Origin of the sequence: Bombella sp. ESL0380 (assembly GCF_009725805.1) — a bacterium.
Lineage (GTDB): Bacteria > Pseudomonadota > Alphaproteobacteria > Acetobacterales > Acetobacteraceae > Bombella > Bombella apis.
Map to the genome: position 1 here is coordinate 340,158 of NZ_WNIH01000005.1, position 17,643 is coordinate 357,800.

15 protein-coding genes and 2 tRNA genes are annotated in these 17,643 nt (G+C 61.4%); 6 read left to right on the top strand and 11 right to left on the bottom strand.

The annotated features are described in order from the left end of the window. Nucleotides 1–6: 6 nt before the first annotated feature. Both GM608_RS07270 and GM608_RS07275 read left to right on the top strand, forming a co-directional pair. Nucleotides 7–93 (top strand) — tRNA-Leu (locus GM608_RS07270). Between the two features lie 124 nt (nucleotides 94–217). Continuing rightward, complete coding sequence (locus GM608_RS07275; RefSeq protein WP_154981130.1) at nucleotides 218–973, top strand: tetratricopeptide repeat protein; 756 nt, start codon at nucleotides 218–220, stop codon at nucleotides 971–973. A gap of 24 nt (nucleotides 974–997) precedes the next feature. Here GM608_RS07275 and GM608_RS07280 read toward each other — a convergent pair whose 3' ends face one another. The 3 genes from GM608_RS07280 to rplM form a co-directional block, all read right to left on the bottom strand. Then, entirely contained in the window at nucleotides 998–2,083 is a 1,086-nt protein-coding gene (locus GM608_RS07280; protein WP_249109640.1) for a branched-chain amino acid aminotransferase, read from the bottom strand. A 216-nt stretch (nucleotides 2,084–2,299) separates the two neighbouring features. Beyond that, nucleotides 2,300–2,803: a 30S ribosomal protein S9 gene (gene rpsI / locus GM608_RS07285; RefSeq protein ID WP_043558030.1), complete on the bottom strand. Its 504-nt coding sequence runs from the start codon at nucleotides 2,801–2,803 to the stop codon at nucleotides 2,300–2,302. Between the two features lie 11 nt (nucleotides 2,804–2,814). Next, nucleotides 2,815–3,285, bottom strand: a complete 471-nt coding sequence (gene rplM, locus GM608_RS07290) for a 50S ribosomal protein L13 (RefSeq protein ID WP_043558027.1) — start codon at nucleotides 3,283–3,285, stop codon at nucleotides 2,815–2,817. A gap of 355 nt (nucleotides 3,286–3,640) precedes the next feature. Here rplM and GM608_RS07295 point away from each other — a divergent pair, with 355 nt between their 5' ends. Continuing rightward, complete coding sequence (locus tag GM608_RS07295) at nucleotides 3,641–5,296, top strand: hypothetical protein (RefSeq protein ID WP_333645314.1); 1,656 nt, start codon at nucleotides 3,641–3,643, stop codon at nucleotides 5,294–5,296. A gap of 53 nt (nucleotides 5,297–5,349) precedes the next feature. Here the strand turns inward: GM608_RS07295 and GM608_RS07300 are convergent. Next, nucleotides 5,350–5,425 (bottom strand) — tRNA-His (locus GM608_RS07300). A 274-nt stretch (nucleotides 5,426–5,699) separates the two neighbouring features. Between GM608_RS07300 and GM608_RS07305 the strand changes: the two genes are divergently transcribed. Continuing rightward, entirely contained in the window at nucleotides 5,700–7,154 is a 1,455-nt protein-coding gene (locus tag GM608_RS07305; RefSeq protein ID WP_043558022.1) for a SulP family inorganic anion transporter, read from the top strand. 69 nt (nucleotides 7,155–7,223) lie between these two features. Here GM608_RS07305 and hflX read toward each other — a convergent pair whose 3' ends face one another. The 7 genes from hflX to GM608_RS07340 form a co-directional block, all read right to left on the bottom strand. Beyond that, a complete protein-coding gene (gene hflX / locus GM608_RS07310; protein WP_333645315.1) occupies nucleotides 7,224–8,546 on the bottom strand; it encodes a GTPase HflX in 1,323 nt (440 codons plus the stop codon). 107 nt (nucleotides 8,547–8,653) lie between these two features. Then, nucleotides 8,654–8,881: an RNA chaperone Hfq gene (gene hfq, locus GM608_RS07315; protein WP_081563414.1), complete on the bottom strand. Its 228-nt coding sequence runs from the start codon at nucleotides 8,879–8,881 to the stop codon at nucleotides 8,654–8,656. Between the two features lie 11 nt (nucleotides 8,882–8,892). Further along, nucleotides 8,893–10,320, bottom strand: coding sequence for a sigma-54 dependent transcriptional regulator (locus GM608_RS07320; RefSeq protein WP_043558015.1), 1,428 nt, complete (start codon nucleotides 10,318–10,320; stop codon nucleotides 8,893–8,895). Between the two features lie 9 nt (nucleotides 10,321–10,329). After that, the gene (locus GM608_RS07325) at nucleotides 10,330–12,687 is read right to left on the bottom strand and encodes an ATP-binding protein (RefSeq protein ID WP_081562827.1); all 2,358 of its coding nucleotides are present in this window, start codon (nucleotides 12,685–12,687) and stop codon (nucleotides 10,330–10,332) included. 17 nt (nucleotides 12,688–12,704) lie between these two features. Further along, nucleotides 12,705–13,445 (bottom strand): helix-turn-helix domain-containing protein, encoded by a 741-nt coding sequence (locus GM608_RS07330; RefSeq protein ID WP_043558012.1) that lies wholly within the window; start codon nucleotides 13,443–13,445, stop codon nucleotides 12,705–12,707. Continuing rightward, nucleotides 13,445–14,494, bottom strand: coding sequence for a tRNA dihydrouridine synthase DusB (gene dusB / locus GM608_RS07335; RefSeq protein WP_081562828.1), 1,050 nt, complete (start codon nucleotides 14,492–14,494; stop codon nucleotides 13,445–13,447). The genes GM608_RS07330 and dusB overlap by 1 nt, the downstream gene beginning before the upstream one ends. Before the next feature lie 87 nt (nucleotides 14,495–14,581). Then, nucleotides 14,582–14,863 (bottom strand): hypothetical protein, encoded by a 282-nt coding sequence (locus GM608_RS07340; RefSeq protein WP_043558447.1) that lies wholly within the window; start codon nucleotides 14,861–14,863, stop codon nucleotides 14,582–14,584. A gap of 139 nt (nucleotides 14,864–15,002) precedes the next feature. On the opposite strand from GM608_RS07340, the gene GM608_RS07345 reads away from it, so the two are divergent. Beyond that, a complete protein-coding gene (locus GM608_RS07345) occupies nucleotides 15,003–16,061 on the top strand; it encodes a quinone-dependent dihydroorotate dehydrogenase (RefSeq protein ID WP_043558005.1) in 1,059 nt (352 codons plus the stop codon). Between the two features lie 30 nt (nucleotides 16,062–16,091). Then, nucleotides 16,092–17,618 (top strand): glycosyltransferase family 2 protein, encoded by a 1,527-nt coding sequence (locus GM608_RS07350; RefSeq protein ID WP_333645319.1) that lies wholly within the window; start codon nucleotides 16,092–16,094, stop codon nucleotides 17,616–17,618. Nucleotides 17,619–17,643: the final 25 nt, after the last annotated feature.

Here is a 17,643-nt window from a genome sequence, read left to right on the forward strand (position 1 = left end):
TCCTCTGCGCGCTTGGCGGAATGGTAGACGCACGAGACTTAAAATCTCGAGTTCGGTCAGAACGTGCGGGTTCAAGTCCCGCAGCGCGCACCAGAGGTGCCTTTTCTGCGCGGTACCATTGCCTTTCCATGCAGCCCGGCTCTATCTTCATCTTCCTGCAAAAGATTATCAGTTTGATCCCAAGGCCTGGCACCCGTCCAGCAAAGTAAGGAACGCCATGGTGTTCGCCCGATTCCGTCGCTTTTTCAGCCGTTCTTCCGCCCATCCGCAAGAGCCCGACCTGCCGGACAATCTTGCAGAAATCTACCAGAAGGCACGGAACGGCCATGTACTGGAGCAGGTTCTCTGGGGGAAAGCCCTGCTGGACAGCGAGTATGTCCCCCGGGATGTGGACAAAGCACGGGAGTGGTTCACCATTGCGGCTTCTGCCAGTTATGGCCCGGCCCACAACATGCTGGGCCGCTGTTCACAGTTCGGCTGGGGGTGCCCGCTGGATCTGACAGAAGCTGTCCGCCATTACAGCCGGGCTGCGCAGCTGGATGACCTGTGGGGCATCTACAATCTCGGCATCTGCCACATGCGGGGCCTGGGAGTGCAGGCAGACCGGCGAACCGCCTTCCTTCTCTTCCGTCGGGCAGCTCTGCGAGGCCATGCGAAATCCATGAACCTGCTGGCCCGTTTCATTGAGGAGGGATGGGAGACCCCCGCCAATCCCCTTGCCGCTCTGGAATGGTATCAGCGCTCTGCTGACGGAGGCGATTACCGGGGGCAGCATAATTATGCTACCGCCTTGATGGGTATGGGGCAGCCGGAAGATGCTCTGCGCTACTGGCGCATGGCCGTAAAGGACGCCACGCCAGATATTCTTCAGGCCATGCAGCGGGAGCTGGAAAGGCCCGGAGCCCCACAGGACCCGGACCTCATGGAAACACTCAGGCAGCGGCTGAAAACAGCTCTGCCGGGCGATGACTGACAACACCCGGCCTGCGCTCTTCCCTCACAGGGAAACGGTATGAACCCAGCCGAACGGGTCCGCTTCCTCGCCACGCTGGAGGGCGCACAGGGCATTGCGCAGCTTCATGGTGACCGGCCCAGCCGTTTTTCCATCACCAAATGCCACGGAGCCAGCATCCCGGCGGAATTCGCCAATCGGTGAAATGACTGCCGCCGTGCCGCAGGCAAAGGCCTCCGTGATCTCACCAGCAGCGGCAGCCCTGAAGACATCATCTATGGCCAGAGGCTCCTCAACCATGGTCAGGCCCATCCTGCGGCCCAGCTTGAGGATGCTGTCCCTCGTGATGCCTCGCAGAATCGTCCCACCAAGCGGTGGTGTGACCACACTGCCATCCTTGCGGACGAACATGACGTTCATGCCGCCCATTTCATCAATGAAGCGACGTTCCTTCGCATCAAGGAACAGCACCTGGCTACAGCCATGGTCCGCCGCCTCCTGCTGGGGCAGCAGACTGGCTGCGTAATTGCCCCCACATTTGGCCTCACCCGTGCCACCGGGAGCCGCCCGTGTATACTGCTCCGACACCCAGACCGGGATGCTGCCATTACCACTGAAATACCCCCCTACAGGGCTGGCCAGCACGACGAACAGATATTCATTGGCCCGTTTCACGCCAAGAAACACTTCATTGGAGATCATGAACGGCCGCAGATAGAGGCTCTGCTCCGGATTGGTGGGCACCCAGTCATGGTCCACCTTCAGCAGGGCCTTGATGGACCCGAGGAAGAGCTCCTCCGGCAGCTCGGCCATGGAAAGGCGGCGGGCTGACGCCGCAAACCGGGCAGCATTGGCCTCCGGCCGGAACAGCGTGACAGCCCCCCCCTTGCCCCGATAGGCTTTCAGCCCCTCGAAAATCTCCTGCCCATAATGCAGGACGGTCGATGCCGGGTCGATCTGCAAAGGCTGACGAGGAATAATTCTGGCGTCATGCCAGCCCTTTTCATCCGTATACCGGATGATGGCCATATGGTCCGTAAAGACACGCCCGAACTTTGGGTCCACCATCAGGGCCTGCCGCTGCTCGGCTGATGTAGGGGTCTCTGTCCGTTCAATGCTGAACTCTGCCATGATGCTTCCTGCCTTCCCGGTCGGTTCAAAGATGTCACATTTCGGAATTTATGTGCTGTTCCGTCAAGAGACTAATATATGGAATACTATGTCTTTCAAGACCATATTTTTGAAACTTTATTTCATGAATGCCAGACATGCACCATAAAAAAAAACCCCCACCCGGCAGGGTGAGGGTTTTTCCGGCGCAGGCCAGTTTTCCGTATGGCTGAAAGATCAGCGCTTGGAGAACTGGAAGGAACGGCGGGCCTTGGCCTTACCGTACTTCTTACGCTCGACGACACGGCTGTCACGCGTCAGGAAGCCAGCCATCTTCAGCACACCACGCAGCTCCGGCTCATAGTGGGTCAGGGCACGGGAGATACCGTGACGGACCGCACCAGCCTGACCGGAAAGACCACCGCCAGTGACCGTGCAATACACGTCAAACTGGTTGTAACGATCTGTCAGCAGGAAGGGCTGGGTGATCAGCATGCGCAGCACGGGGCGTGCGAAATAGTTCGTGACCGGGCGGCCGTTGACGGTGATCTCACCCTTGCCAGGCTTGATCCACACACGGGCGACGGCGTCCTTACGGCGGCCCGTTGCGTAGGAACGGCCCTGCGCATCACGCTTGGCTTCATAGACGGGAGCTGCATTGGCAACAGCAGGAGCCGCATTGGCCAGGTCCTGCAAAGTGCCGGTAAGCTCGGCGGCGGGGCGCTCTTGAGTTTCTGACATGATGACAGGCCTTACTGACGTTTCAGGGTATTCTTGCGGTTCAGGGAAGCAACGTCCAGCTTGACGGGCTTCTGACCCTCATGCGGGTGCTCCGTGCCGGCATAGACGTACAGGTGCTTCATCTGGGCGCGCTGGAGCGGACCACGGGTGATCATGCGCTCGACAGCCTTCTCCACGACCTGACCGGGGTTCTTGCCCTCGAGACGCTGCGTGATGGTGCGCTCCTTGATGCCACCCGGATGGCCGGTGTGGTAATGGAAGAGCTTCTGGCCGACCTTGTTGCCTGTCAGGGCGATCTTCTCGGCGTTGATGACGACAACCGCATCACCGCAATCAACATGCGGGGTGTACTGCGGCTTGTGCTTGCCGCGCAGACGGTTGGCAATGATGGTGGCGAGACGGCCCAGAACCAGCCCTTCGGCATCGATCAGGATCCAGTTTCTCGTCACCTCCGCGGGTTTCAGCGAAAGTGTGGTCTTCATGACGTATCATTTCCAGTTTGAGATGCCACGGACAATGCGGCATCAGGAAAAGGACTGCCCCGACGATGCCGGCTCCGTAAGAGGCCAGACACCCTGAAAGCCGGAAACAGATTCAGGATGTGGGCGTTATTGCGGGAGACGGGAAAAAGGTCAAGCCCTTTAATTCTGGACCATTGCGCCACAAGCGGCAGAGAACAGCCATTTTTTATGATGTGGTATTAAAATACCGCAAAATAATCCCTTCTTTCTGCCTCCTTCCGGCAGCAGACAGCTCCATCCCCATTTGCTCATGCCTCTGCCAAAGGGTATTGTGCCGGTTCGCATATCAAGAGTGCCCAAGTGAGGTAAGTGCAGCATGCAACGGTTACGGCTTCCCCTCTGTCTGGCCCTCCTCATCCTGATTCTGGGGGGACTGGGCATCTACCGCGAGGCCGGAATCCGTCTTTCCCACGCACTGGACCGGTTCCGGGCTGCCCTGCCTGCCGGGGCGGACTTTCATTACAGCGAGGTCCGGCCCGCATTCCTGCTTGGCGGGGTGACCCTGTATGATGTGTCGTTCCATTATCAGGCGACAGATTTCCACGCCCGGCGTGTCCGTTTCGGCTACCCCAAGCTGCTTTCCAGCGGAACCCTGAGACTGGCCAGCCTCCTGCTGGATTCACCCAGCTATACCGACCAGACACACCACATCACGGCAGACGAAGCGTCGTTCCATCACCTCCATATCCCCTCCTCGGCAGAAACGCTGCACGAAGGTCATGGCGAAGCGGACAGCATGCGCTCCCTGGCAGCCATCATGTCGTTTGAACCGGAAGACGTGACAGCCCTGCGCTTTGAACAGATGCAGCTGACAAAACTGCGTGTCTCACCATCAGAAAACGCCCCGCCCATTGCGGCTGGCTCCGCAGTTGCACGCCCGTTCACCATAAAAACACTGTCGGCTGACAACCTGATCGTTGAAGGCTACGGGCAGGGACTCCGTGTCCATACACTCATGAACGGCCTGTCCCTCTCCGTTTCCCTCCCCGGCGGCAAAAACAGCCTCTTCCCGCCAGTATTGCAGCAGATCCTCCTGCCCGGGAACACGGACACCACGCCCGGGGCCAAATCTCCCATGGAACTGAATCTGGCCCTCCAGCATCTGGAAGCCAGAGAAGGTTACATCCAGTGGCTGAAGCGCCCCTTCCAGCATGCAGGCAACCCGGCAGAAACATTCTGGCAGGACCCGGCAGCAACCCTGTGGGAAAAGCCTGGCAAACTGGAAATCAACGGCCTGTCCCTTCTCTTCAGCCGGACAGACCTGCGACGGACCCTCATCCTCACCCATCTGGCAGGTGAGCGGCGGGCCGGAGAGAATGATGATCTCCGCACGGAGGGAGACCTGTCCGGCCTGACGACCCGGCTCTCGCCACCCCCCTCACTGCTGGCCTCTCCCGTGGCTCTGCCGACGGATTACCACATCATTGCCACCTCCCGGAAAAGGATGGGGGAATGGGACGAGACCCTCCAGCTCCGTACCCTTTTTGGCAAGGACAGCCCCGCCCTGATGTCCGTGGTCTTCAGTCTGCCTGACGTCAATCCGTTCCATCTGGGCGATGACAGCGTGTCACGCTTCCTCCAGGCTGGGCAATGCCTGGGGACAGAGCTGACCGTGCAGGGGCTGGACATCTTCTCCTATTACGGCATCCTGACCCACCAGGCTGAAGCCTCCTCCGAAACGGACAAACCAGCCGATGGAACGGGCGCCGCCAAACCCACACTGGAGTCTCCAAAAGGCTCCATGATGGCCGAACAGGGGTATGTCGTTACACCCCGCTTCAATGTTCTGGCCCTCCAGAAACCCATTCTGGCCCCTGTACTGGATTTCCTGCTGGCACCCGAACGGCGGACCCTCACCTTCAAGACCGGGCCGCTCTCTCTGGAGGAACTGGCCCATATCCCGAGCGACAGCAGCGACACGGCCAAATTCGACCGGCTGCATGTACTGAGTGTCACAACGCAGGACCAGTAAAGGCTCAGGAGAGCCTGCCTGCGTCACTCAACATCACGTTTCAGGGGAAATGCTGGGGCGAATGACGGGATTCGAACCCGCGACCACCGGTACCACAAACCGGCGCTCTACCAACTGAGCTACATCCGCCACACAGCGACCTGACATTTATTAAATCCTGCTTCTGCCGTCCAGCCCTCAAAAGCATTTTTGTCATATTTTTTTAGGACGTACCCCCTCCGGGCCGAAAAACCCGCCATCATGGGCCGATATCCGGTACGACATGGCCACAATGCTTCACAGCCTCCCGGCAGCCGCCTATAGTTGCCGCACAATTGGCCGCACCGGGCCGCCAGTACGGTGACCATGGCAGAACCTTGTATCTGCCCCACAGCCTCAACAGAGAGAAGGACCAGCCGCATTCATGGCCAGTGATTCCTACATCCAGCAATGGACCCAAAGACCCGTCAGGGAAATATTGGCAGGCATGGTGGGCACGTTCGCCCTCATTCCTGAAGTCATCGCCTTTTCCTACATTGCTGGCGTGTCACCGGCCGTCTCGCTGTTCGCTTCCTTCGTCATCTCCGTTTCCATCGCCATCTTCGGAGGCAGGCCGGGCATGATCTCCGGGGCCGCCGGGTCTGTTGCCCTGGTGCTGGCACCGCTCGTCCATGCCCATGGCCTCCAGTACATGCTGCTGGCCACCCTGATGGCCGGGGGCCTGCAGGTCATCTTCGGGCTGCTGCGCCTCCACTCCCTGATGCGCTTCGTCTCCAGCGAGGTCCGTACCGGCTTCGTCAACGCCCTGGCCATTCTCATCTTTTCCGCACAGGTCCCACAGATGCTGGGAGTGAGCTGGCAGACCCATCTGCTCATCATCATCGGGCTGGTCATCATCTATCTTCTGCCCCGGCTCTCCAAGGCCATTCCCTCACCGCTCATCTGCATCATCGTACTGACGGCCATCACCATCATCCATCCGATGCCGGTCCGTACCATTGCGGACCTCGGGGCCCTGCCGACAGGCCTGCCGCAGTTCACCCTGCCACAGCTTCCCCTGAATGCTGAAACGCTCACCATCACCTTTCCGTATGCCTTGGCCGTGGCGGCTGTCGGACTGCTGGAATCCCTGATGACTGCCAGTGTGGTGGATGACCTGACGGACACGCATGGCACACCACAGAGAGAATGTACCGGGCTGGGAATCTCCAACATTTTCGTCGGCCTGTTCGGCGGGATTGCCGGATGCGGCATGATCGGCCAGACCGTCGGCAACCTGCGCTATGGCGGGCGTGGGCGGCTCTCCACCTTCACGGCAGGGGCCTTCCTCCTGCTGCTGATGGTCGTGCTGCACCCGTGGGTGGCCCGGGTGCCGGTCGCCGCCCTCGTGGCCATCATGATCATGGTGTCCGTCAGCACCTTCGCCTGGGGCAGCCTGAAAGACCTCTTCCACCACCCCAAGCTGACCAGCCTCGTGATGCTCGTCACCGTCGGCGTGGTCGTGCTGACCCACAATCTGGCGGCTGGCGTGCTCGTGGGCGTCCTGCTCTCCGGCCTGTTCTTTGCATGGCATACGGCCCGGCTGGTGCAGGTCCGCTCCACGGAAGAACATGACATACTGACCTACCACATACAGGGTCAGATCTTCTTTGCTTCAGCAGACCTGATGGCCGAGGCCATGACCTACACCACCCATGCCCACCGGGTGACGCTGGACCTTTCCCACGCGCGCTTCTGGGACATCACGGCCGTGCAGGCCCTTGAGAAGATTGTCGAGAAATTCCGCAAGCACGGCAAGGAGGTGACCGTCTGCGGGCTGGATCATGCCCAGCATGGCATCCTCACCGAGCAGTCCGACGAAAAGGCTTTCACCATCTGAAGGAGGCCCGACCTCGGCCTCCGGATACGGAAAACCCCGGCAGGATGACCTCGCCGGGGTTTTTCATGATCAGCCCTCCTGTTCCGGCATGAGGGGCAAGGCTGGAAACTGCCGGACAAAACGCTGCTGATCCGCCGGGAACAGGCGGACCCGGAGATGCAGTCTCTCCTCATCATCCAGCCGTTCCATCACCTCCCCATGCTCATGAAGCCATGCCAGTGCGGCACCATCCGTGACAGGAACCTGCACCGAAAACTGCTTCATGGACCGTGTCATGAAGGCATCCAGAGCCTCCATGAGGTCCGGCAGCCCTTCCCCCGTCAGGGCGGACACGGCCACGCTGCCCTCACGGCGGGGCACGGCTTCCGTACCGCCCAGAAGATCAGCCTTGTTCAGCACCTCGATCGTCCGTTCCGGCCACGCCTCATCCAGCATCCCGTCGGCTGTCATGTCACCCAGAACGGACAGCACGTCCTCCCGCTGGGAGGCACTGTCCGGATGGGCGACATCACGCACATGCAGGATGATGTCTGCCTCCGCCACCTCTTCCAGCGTCGCCCGGAAGGCGGCGATCAGCTCGGTCGGCAGGTCGCTGATGAATCCCACCGTGTCGGACAGGATGACCCGACGGCCTGAAGGCAGGGTCAGGTTCCGCATGGTCGGGTCCAACGTGGCGAAGAGCTGGTCCTGCGCATGGACACCCGCCCCGGTGATCCGGTTGAACAGGGTGGACTTTCCCGCATTGGTATACCCCACCAGAGCCACGACCGGGAACGGAACCTTGCGACGGGCATGGCGGTGCAGGCCACGGGTCCGACGGACCTGCTCCAGCTCCTTCCGCAGCTTGACCAGACGTTCATCCAGCATCCGCCTGTCCGCCTCGATCTGCGTTTCACCCGGGCCACCAAGGAAGCCGAACCCACCACGCTGCCGCTCAAGATGCGTCCAGAGCCGGACAAGGCGGGACCGCTGATATTCCAGATGCGCCAGCTCCACCTGCAACACACCCTCCCGTGTCGCAGCTCTGGCTCCGAAAATATCCAGAATCAGGCCGGTCCGGTCCACCACCTTGCAGCCCATCTCTTTTTCCAGGTTGCGCTGCTGGGCGGGCGAAAGACGGGCATCGACCACCACCACGCCCACGGACTCCGCCTTGACGATCTCTGTCAGCTCCTCCAGCTGCCCCGCACCGAGGAGGGTCGCCGGGCGCTTCGTCCGCAGCGGATAAATGGCCGTATGGACGATCTCCAACCCAATGGAGGCCGCGAGCCCCACCGCCTCCTCCAGCCGGGCTTCTGCGGCTCGGCCTTCAGCGAAGGCCTGCTTCTCCGCAGGGAGAATGACGGCGGCGAGGGTGGGCTTGCGGGCGGTTTCCTTGGGCTGACGTCTCAAATCCGGAACATCCTGTCTTCAAAATCCTGTATCGGCCTTCTTCAGGCCCGCCTCATATGGGAGGGAGCCCTGCCAGACACAAGCACCCCCCGGAAGAGAGGCACCAGTCAGGGCAGGTCCGAAAGAGCCGCCACGGGCATGATGGTGCTGATCGCATGTTTGTAGACGAGCTGCACATGCCCGTCCCGGCGGAGCAGCACACTGCGACCATCAAACCGTGTGATGACCCCCTGGAGCTTGACACCATTGACCAGAAAAACCGTCACCGGTTCTTCCCGCTGCTGCACATGGGCCAGAAACTGCTCCTGCACGTCGCCTGTTCTCTGTTCTGACATGGATTCCTTCATCATTTCCCACCCTGCCCGTCACGTTCGGACGGGGCAGCAGACCGATCTTCCTGTGTTACACCAAGCTGCTTGAGTTTGCGGTGCAGTGCGCTCCGCTCCATGCAGACAAAATTGGCCGTCCGGCTGATATTGCCACCAAAACGCATCAGCTGGACCTGCAGATACTGTGTCTCGAACTGGTCCCGAGCCTCCCGCAAAGGCAGGCTCATCACATCAGCACCAGCTGTCAGGCAGGTCATGGAAGGAGCCCCCTCCCGGACTGCCTCTGGCAGCATGTCTGCCCGTATGACGTGCGGGGTGTCACCATCCCCACCGGGGGCCAGAATGAGCATCCGTTCCATCAGGTTCCGCAGCTCACGCACATTCCCCGGCCATTCGTAAGTCTGGAGACAGGCCAGAGCATCCACGGCAAGTGTCCGGACCGGCAGGCCGGAAGACCGGGCACAACGTTCCAGAAAATGCTGCGCCATGACCGGAATATCTTCTGGTCGCTCCGAAAGAGCCGGAACCTGAAGGGGCACGACGGCCAGCCGATAATACAGGTCCTCCCGGAAACGGCGCCGGACAATTTCAGCCTGAAGGTCCCGGCTGGTGGTCGCCAGCACCCGGACATCCACCTTCACGCTGTGATTGCCACCCAGACGCTCGAACGTATTGACCTGAAGCGCCCGCACGATCTTGCCCTGTGTCTCCAGCGGCATGTCGGCCACTTCATCCAACAGCAGGGTGCCCCGATGGGCACGCTCCAGCAGGCCCGGACGGCCCGGCCTGTCACCGGCTCCCTCAACCCCGAAAAGTTCTTCCTCCAGATGCTCCGGGGCCAAAGCAGCACAGTTCAGCACCACGAAAGGGCCCTCCGCCCTTTTGGATTCAGCGTGGATGAGCCGGGCCACCACCTCCTTGCCCGCACCGGCAGGGCCGGTGATAAGAACACGGGAGTTGGTAGGGGCCACACGGCTGATCTGCCCCCGCAGCGCATTGACGAGCGCACTGTTGCCCATGAGCGTGCTCTGCTCTCCGGCTCTCAGGCGCAGCTCGGCATTTTCCTTGCGCAGCCGGGCTGCCTCCAGCGCCCGACGGACAATGACCAGAAGACGGTCCGACTGGAAGGGCTTCTCCAGAAAATCATAAGCCCCCTGATGCAGGCTGGAGACGGCCGTCTCGATCGTTCCGTGCCCGGAAATCATGATGACAGGCACATCCGGCTGCTCCTCCCGGAACAGACGCAGCAGGGCCATGCCGTCCAGACGGGAGTTCTGGAGCCAGATGTCCAGTATCACCAGCGAGGGCCGATTCTCCCGGAAAACCCGGATGGCCTCATCAGCCTCCGCAGCTCCACAGGTCACGTAGCCATCATCCTCCAGAATCCCGGCAAGCAGGAGGCGGATATCCGGCTCGTCATCAACGATCAGAATTTCATGCTCCATGGGATACCTTCATGCTTTGCTCACGCCCTCTGCTGCAAGCCCCCTGCCCACCAGCGGGAGGATGAGTGCCACCAGGGTGCCAGCCGTTCCCACATCTCCGGTACCGGCAAGCACCCGGCGCTCTTCCTCTGTCAGGGACCGCAGGTGCAGCCGCCCCTTATGGGCCTCCATCGCCCGGTGAACAATGGCCAGCCCCAGCCCGGTCCCCTTCTCCTTGTGGGTCACGTAAGGCTCTGTCAGACGCTGATGCTCCCCAGCGGGCAGCCCCACGCCGTTATCAGCCACACCAATGATTGCCGCTTCATCCTCAAGCGTCAAGCGGAGGACAATCCAGCCCAGCACGGGCTGGTCCACCCCCAGGCGCCGCCCTGTCATCAGGATGGCATCTGCTGCATTCTGTAGCAGGTTGATAAGAGATTGACCAATCAGGCGATGGTCACACCGCACCATGACCGGCCCACCAGCCGGGACATCCAGCCGATACGCTATCTCCGGATGGGCATTCTGCTGGAGGAACAGCGCCTCACGACACAGGCGGACAAGGTCATGCTCGGCCATCTCTGGCTGGGGCATACGGGCAAAGGATGAGAACTCATCTACCATGCGCCCGATATCCCCTACCTGCCGCACGATCGTGCTGATGAGCTGATCGTAGATTTCCGGATCGCTGGTAATCTCCCTGTAAAAACGCCGTCTCAGCCTCTCAGCCGCCAGCTGGATGGGGGTCAGTGGATTCTTGATTTCATGGGCGATGCGACGGGCCACATCGGCCCAGGCGGCCTTGCGCTGGGCTACCTGAAGGAGGGTGATGTCATCAAAGGTGACAACATATCCCCCCCGGCCTTCATGCCCGTTCTGCTCCGCCACGGCAGAGACGAGCAGGGTTCGTCCGGCTCCGGCACCACCCCCGCCTCCCGGCCCACCCGGCGCCCGGGCACTTTCAGTATCGATCTGGATTTCAGCCCCATGCTCCTTCTCGGGATGCTCTTTCACAGCCTGAAGCAGAGTGGCGAATTCGGGCACATGATCGACCAGAGGGCACCCCTTGGCCTGTTCCAGGTCCCGCTGAAGAATGGAGGAGGCAGCCCGATTGGGAAGTTCGACAGTCTGGTCATGGTCCAGCCCGATCACACCGGCAGACACACCAGCAAGAACGGTCTCCGTGAAACGCCGCCGTTCGTCAATCTGGTCATAAGCCTGCATCAGCTCAGAACGCTGGCTGGCCAACTGGCTGGCCATCAGGTTGAAGGCACGGGAGAGGGCCACCAGCTCATCCTCACGAAGGCCACGGCTTTCCACAGGGACCCGTGCCGTCAGATCCCCCCGGGAAATGCGACGGGCTGCCCGGATCAGAAGGCTGAGGGGCCGAGTGATCCTGTTGGCCTGGGACAGGCCGCTGAGCATTCCCACCGCCAGCACCAGCAGACCCATCAGCGCCAGAATCACGATGAGTGTCAGCTGGGTCTTGCCACGGTTGTTGAGCATCCGCTGATAATCCTGCACCAGCGTGTCTGTCCGTGTCATATGGTGGAGGATGTCCGGGTCCACTGGCCGGGTAATGACCAGCATGAGACCAGAATTGCCCCCCAGCGAGACAACCCCCCGCACCAGCTGCGCCTCTGGCTGGTCCAGAAGCACGACTTCTCCTGTTCTGGCCATGGCCGCCACAGACCGGGGCGGCAGCTCCTTTTCCGGGTCCCCTGCCCGGATGGCCATGAGCCCCCCCGTAGCGATGATCCTGTAGGTGATCGGATTGAAAATGATCGCATCATTCAGTCCCCGTTCCGTCACCTCATCTTCCAGCAGGGCCTGAAGGCGTGGCTGGTCGTGGAACAGGTCCGTCCCGTGGGCGAACATCTCGTCGTTCTGGACTGTCAGAAGCGTGTTGGCCAGGGCAAAGGCCTCTGTCCTCGTATTCTCATTATGCTCCCGCAGATATCCTGCCGCTACGGAACGGGCCTCGCTCAGGGCCGTGTTGACCCGGTTTGAAAACCAGATCTCCACACCATAATGGAAGAACAGGGCCGAAAGGGCACCGACCATCAGTGTAGGCGCCACGGCCACCACGCCAAACAGCATGACAAGCTGGCTGTGCAGCCGGGCCCCGGCCTGCCCCATGCGCCGTGCGGCCAGCATCCGGCCAATCTGCCGTACCCCGGCAGCACCGATGAGCATGAGCGTGATGAAATCCAGCAGGAAAAGCAGGGCCTGCGCCCGTGGTACCCGGGCCAGTGAAACACCACCCGCAAGGACGATGAATGTCACGAACGTGAGGACCAGCGCCACGACCGTCAGCACCACCACGCCATCAGGGCTGGTCAGACGCCCGAGAGAGGCCCGCATCCTGCTGGCAAGACGTCTGATCATCACGGTATCTTTCCTGCTCAACGGTCCCCCGGCTTCGCTCCGGGCCGGGGGACAACGATATGAAGTTCCCTGATGCGCTTGCGCAGGGTGTTGCGGTTCAACCCCAGCAGAGCAGCGGCACGGAGCTGATTCCCACCCGTATGCTGGAGGGCCATGGTGATGAGGGGACGCTCCACTGCTCCCACCACGCTGCCATGCAGGTTGCAGCTGCCCGCCTCCAGCCCTGCCCGTACATAACTGCGCATGACCGGCTCGAACATCGCTGCCAGCCCCCCGCTCCGGTCACCGGAAAGAGCCCGCACGGCCCGCAGACGTTCCGGCCCGAGGCACTGCTCCATCGGCAGGGAAGCCAGCCAATGCCGCAGGCCATCCTCCAGCCCTCCGTGACGCAACAGGGTCGCCTGGTCATGCCGGCTGGCCACCACGATACGCACGGCCTCCTCCCGCCGTGCCGGCGGCCTGTGGGCCAGAACAGCCGCAAAACGCTTCTGGAGTGTCGGGCACAGGCAATCCAGCTCATCCAGAAGAAGCGTGCCGCCACGGGCCTGCTCCAACCAGCCATTGCCTGCCGTACCAAACAGCCGCTCCTCCCGCAGGGCACGGGGAACAGCCGTCAGCCCCGCAACGACAAAAGCTCCGCCTGCACAGGAACTGTGGGCGTGAATCCTCTGGGCCACGTCGAGACGCTCCTGCGAGCTGGCACCATGCAGGAACAACGGGCGCAGCGCACGGACTGCCCGGGCCGTCGGCTCACCCATCACGCCACATGCCGGGCAAGAGCCCCTTCCCGATCACGCACGATGCCAGCCGCGATGGCGTCATCATAGAACCGCTCCAGCAGAGCAATGACAGCAGGAGCGGAATCCAGCCGGTTCACCTCCGCCCGGAATGCCGCCGACCCCGGAAGACCGGCGGAATACCAGGAGACATGCTTGCGGGCGAGGCGCAGGCCCGGTCGCTCCCCAAAATGGTCCATCATCATGTGATAATGTTTCAGGACAATCTCTTTCTCCGTTGCGAGATCGGGGTCTGGCACGTCCACGCCGCTCCGCAGGGACTGGGTCAGCTGGGCGAGGAACCAGGGCCGCCCATAGCAGCCCCGCCCCACCATGATGCCGTCCGCCCCCGAATCCGCCAGGGCCTGACGGGCCGAGGCCATGCTCACGATGTCACCATTGACGATCACCGGAAGCCTCACCGCCTCCTTGACCCTGCGGACAAACTTCCAGTCCGCCCGGCCATTGTAGAACATCTGGCGGGTCCGACCGTGCACCGTGATCATGCGGATGCCGACATCCTCGGCAATACGGGCCAGGGCAGGAGCATTGAGATGCTCATGGTCCCACCCCATCCGCATCTTCAGCGTCACGGGGACATCCACCGCCTTCACCGTCGCTTCCAGCAGGCGGGCGGCGAGAACTTCATCCCGCATGAGGGAAGACCCGGCCATCTGGCCGATGGCCACCTTCTTGACCGGACAGCCGAAATTGATGTCCACGACATCCGCACCACCCGCCACGGCGATCTTTGCTGCCTCTCCCATGGCCTGCGGGTCACACCCCGCCAGCTGTACGGCATTGACACCACCAGCCCCGGCGCTGCGGGCCATGCTCAGGGTCCGCTCATTCTCCCGTACCATCGCCCATGAAGCGATCATCTCCGAAATGACAAGCCCCGCTCCCAGCTCTCTGGTCAGCCTGCGAAACGGCAGGTCCGTGACGCCGGACATGGGAGCGAGGATGACAGGGTCATCAATCACGCAGCCCGTCCCCAGAGTGATGGGCGGCAGAGGAATCGGCATTGGCATGGATACGGGATACCTGTCAGGTTTTCGTGGAGCAGACCGGGGCGGGATTTTACAGTTACGGCCTTCAAAGCGCAAATGGCGGCTGCCTCACCCCTGCCTGCGCCGCCGGGCCCGCCTCATGGAAAGAATCTCCCGGTCATGACGCTGTTCCCCAGCCGGTGTGACCTCAAAACGTCCGTCATCCCTCTGCCGGGCCAGCCCCATGCCAGCCAGCCGCAGCAGGCAGGACCGGTCCTTGAGAGGGGCCCGGAAATCGGGCATCCGCCCTTCCGGCGGGGGGCCGACCGGGCGGCCCGTTTCACCACTCAGCACAAGCCGGTGCAGGGCCGAACGGCAGCAGGTTTCCAGGTACAGGTCATCCCAGCTCATGGCTCCGGCTCCCGTTTCATCGACATGGCGCAACTCCCTCTCTGCAAAGCCACACAACAGTCATCAATACCGCAAATTGTCTTGACAAGAACGACCATGCGTTCTGAAAGGTTCTTAACTGTCAGTAAGGGAAGAGTGAATGCTCGATATCGGAAAAACAGCCACGTGGCTTCTGCGCCGTCTCAACCCTGAAACTGCACATGAGCTTGCCATCCACAGCATTGCCCACGGCCTCGCCGGTCGCGGCAAACCCGATCATTCGGCCCTCCGGACGGAAGCTCTGGGGCTTTCCTTCCCCAACCCGATCGGCCTTGCAGCAGGGTTCGACAAGAATGCCCGGGCCGTGCGGGGGCTGGCCAGACTCGGCTTCGGCTTTGTGGAGACCGGCACGGTCACACCCCGGCCCCAGCCGGGCAATCCCCGGCCCCGCCTGTTCCGTCTGGTCGATGACCACGCCATCATCAACCGCATGGGCTTCAACAGCTGTGGGATTGACCGGTTCTGCCAGAACCTGACACCCCTTTTCCGCCCGGACGGGAATGGCACCGTAAAAGCCGCCGGTGTTCCGCTGGGAATCAATCTGGGCATCAACAAGACAGGGGCAGATCCGCTTGTGGACTACCCCGCCCTGGTAGGCCGGACGAAATCCTACGCCGATTATATCACCATCAACCTCTCCTCCCCCAACACCCCCGGCCTGCGGGACCTTCAGGCTACCGACATGCTGGCCCGCCTGCTGGATGCCATACAGACCGCCCATCCCGACCGCCCCCCTTTGCTGGTGAAGCTTGCCCCTGATCTTGAAGATGACGCCTATGGCCCCATCCTCCAGACGGCACTGGACGGTGGCGCTGATGGTCTCATTCTCACCAACACCACGCTGGCCCGTCCCGCCAGCCTGACGGACCCTCACCGTGAGGAGGCCGGAGGCCTCTCCGGTGCGCCACTGGCCGAACGGGCCCGCCATGTGCTCCAGCTCGTGAGCGACCTGAACAATGGCCGCCTCTGCCTCGTTTCTTCCGGCGGCATCGAAACCGGAAAAGACATTCTCGAACGTCTGAAAATGGGGGCGGACCTCGTACAGGTCTACACGGCCTTCATCTACGAAGGGCCCGCCGTCCTCACCCGGCTGAAGCAGGAGCTGCTGCACGAGATGAGCCGCTCCGGCATCCGCACCCTCGCCTCTCTCCGGCGCTGAATCACCGTAACGCAGGGGCCACGTAGCACCATGAAGACTGCTCTGGTCGGCATCGTCAAAAACGAAGCACACGACATACTGTACTGGCTGGCCTGGCATGCCCTCCTCGGTGTGGACAGTTTCATCCTGTTTGATGATGATTCAGATGATGACACGAGGGATCTCATCACGGCCGCCAGCCTGCACTGGGATGTGCGCCTTTTCCATATCCGTGAGCACAGCCTTGACCTGTCCAGCCAGGACCATGCAGAGCGCCAGAGACAGGTCTATCTTGATGCCCTGTCGGCCATTGCCATGGATGAACAGTCTTACGACTGGGTGGGTTTTCTGGATACGGACGAATATGTCAGGCTGTACGCCCACGAAACCCTGCCGGAATTTCTGGAATCATTGCCTGCCGATGCCGGTGCAGTAGCCCTGCACTGGCAGGTTTATGGCCATGACAACCACATCACGACACCCAGCCTGCCGCCTTTCCACAGTTTCAGCCGCCACAGCACGGCGGGAGAGGCCATCAACCGGCATGTAAAGAGCTTCATCCGCCCTCATTGCTGGAAGAAAGGCAAATGGGTCAATGTCCATTATTTTGCGCTGGCCGAAGGGCGTTATGTCACCTCATCCGGTGCGCCTGTTGCCTGGTCTGCCGTACCCGGCATTACGGTGGGGTATCCTGACTGGGCTGTCGCCAGCCTGATGCATTTCCAACGGCGCAGTCTGGAACAGTTCGTCAAACGGGTCCTCAACCGCAAAGACCTCCAGCTCACCCTTTCAGACCACCAGCTGGCCCAATGGAACGACATTGAAGACACGGTCCCCCGTGAAAAGACGTCGGACGTTCTGCGCTGGGTCAGGCCGGTCATCACGGCAGGGGCCATGACCGTGCTGGAAGAGATGCGGCGTCAGCACCCTCCCATCCCCGGCCTGACTCCCCCCTCAACCCGGCAGAATCCGGCTGGCTTCCGGGTCTTTTCCCTGCATCCGAAGGATGCCCGCCATCCCGGTCTCGTCAATGATCTGCTCCAGGACCTTGGCAGTGCCGAACAGCAGGGGGGTGAGTTCCAGCTTTTCCTGATCCAGAGCCTGATCCATCCCGAAGCCGCCTTTCTGTTCGGCCTGGATGAAAAGGACAGGATACGGGACTTCTTCATCCTGCATGATGGCCGCCTCACCGGCCTGCCCCGCTACGACATCCTGCCTGTCATCGAACAGACAGCCATTGCCCTGAGGCAGCATGGGGGCCAGAAACGTTTTCTCTGCTCTCCTCCCACGGAACCAATGGCGCCTGACAGGCAGGCCGTCAGCCTTTGGGAATGTTTCATCACCATTCCTCAGGAGACCACACCCTCAGGGGCCTCCTGGTTGAGCCTGTCGCCCTTCAACCTGCTGGAGATGGCTCTGGGCGCTCCAACCTTCACGCTGGACACCATTTCCACCCTGACAGCCATCGACCGGGAAACCACCGTATGGCTTCTCCCTCTTCTGGCCCTCCATTTACAGGCGCCACAATACAGGGAACTGCACAGCCATCTGGGCGCCCTGGCCCCCTTCATCCTGTAAGAACAGGGGAGCAGGCCCATTCCCT

Excerpts from the sequence above, each read along its gene's own strand:
- dusB (WP_081562828.1), bottom strand. The coding sequence starts at position 14,494 with ATGCCAATGCCGATTCCTCTGCCGCCCATCACTCTGGGGACGGGCTGC.
- GM608_RS07325 (WP_081562827.1), bottom strand. The coding sequence starts at position 12,687 with ATGATCAGACGTCTTGCCAGCAGGATGCGGGCCTCTCTCGGGCGTCTG.
- GM608_RS07340 (WP_043558447.1), bottom strand. The coding sequence starts at position 14,863 with ATGAGCTGGGATGACCTGTACCTGGAAACCTGCTGCCGTTCGGCCCTG.
- GM608_RS07280 (WP_249109640.1), bottom strand. The coding sequence starts at position 2,083 with ATGGCAGAGTTCAGCATTGAACGGACAGAGACCCCTACATCAGCCGAG.
- GM608_RS07345 (WP_043558005.1), top strand. The coding sequence starts at position 15,003 with ATGCTCGATATCGGAAAAACAGCCACGTGGCTTCTGCGCCGTCTCAAC.
- rplM (WP_043558027.1), bottom strand. The coding sequence starts at position 3,285 with ATGAAGACCACACTTTCGCTGAAACCCGCGGAGGTGACGAGAAACTGG.
- hfq (WP_081563414.1), bottom strand. The coding sequence starts at position 8,881 with ATGTCAGAACAGAGAACAGGCGACGTGCAGGAGCAGTTTCTGGCCCAT.
- GM608_RS07305 (WP_043558022.1), top strand. The coding sequence starts at position 5,700 with ATGGCCAGTGATTCCTACATCCAGCAATGGACCCAAAGACCCGTCAGG.
- GM608_RS07350 (WP_333645319.1), top strand. The coding sequence starts at position 16,092 with ATGAAGACTGCTCTGGTCGGCATCGTCAAAAACGAAGCACACGACATA.
- GM608_RS07275 (WP_154981130.1), top strand. The coding sequence starts at position 218 with ATGGTGTTCGCCCGATTCCGTCGCTTTTTCAGCCGTTCTTCCGCCCAT.
- GM608_RS07320 (WP_043558015.1), bottom strand. The coding sequence starts at position 10,320 with ATGGAGCATGAAATTCTGATCGTTGATGACGAGCCGGATATCCGCCTC.
- rpsI (WP_043558030.1), bottom strand. The coding sequence starts at position 2,803 with ATGTCAGAAACTCAAGAGCGCCCCGCCGCCGAGCTTACCGGCACTTTG.
- GM608_RS07295 (WP_333645314.1), top strand. The coding sequence starts at position 3,641 with ATGCAACGGTTACGGCTTCCCCTCTGTCTGGCCCTCCTCATCCTGATT.
- GM608_RS07330 (WP_043558012.1), bottom strand. The coding sequence starts at position 13,445 with ATGGGTGAGCCGACGGCCCGGGCAGTCCGTGCGCTGCGCCCGTTGTTC.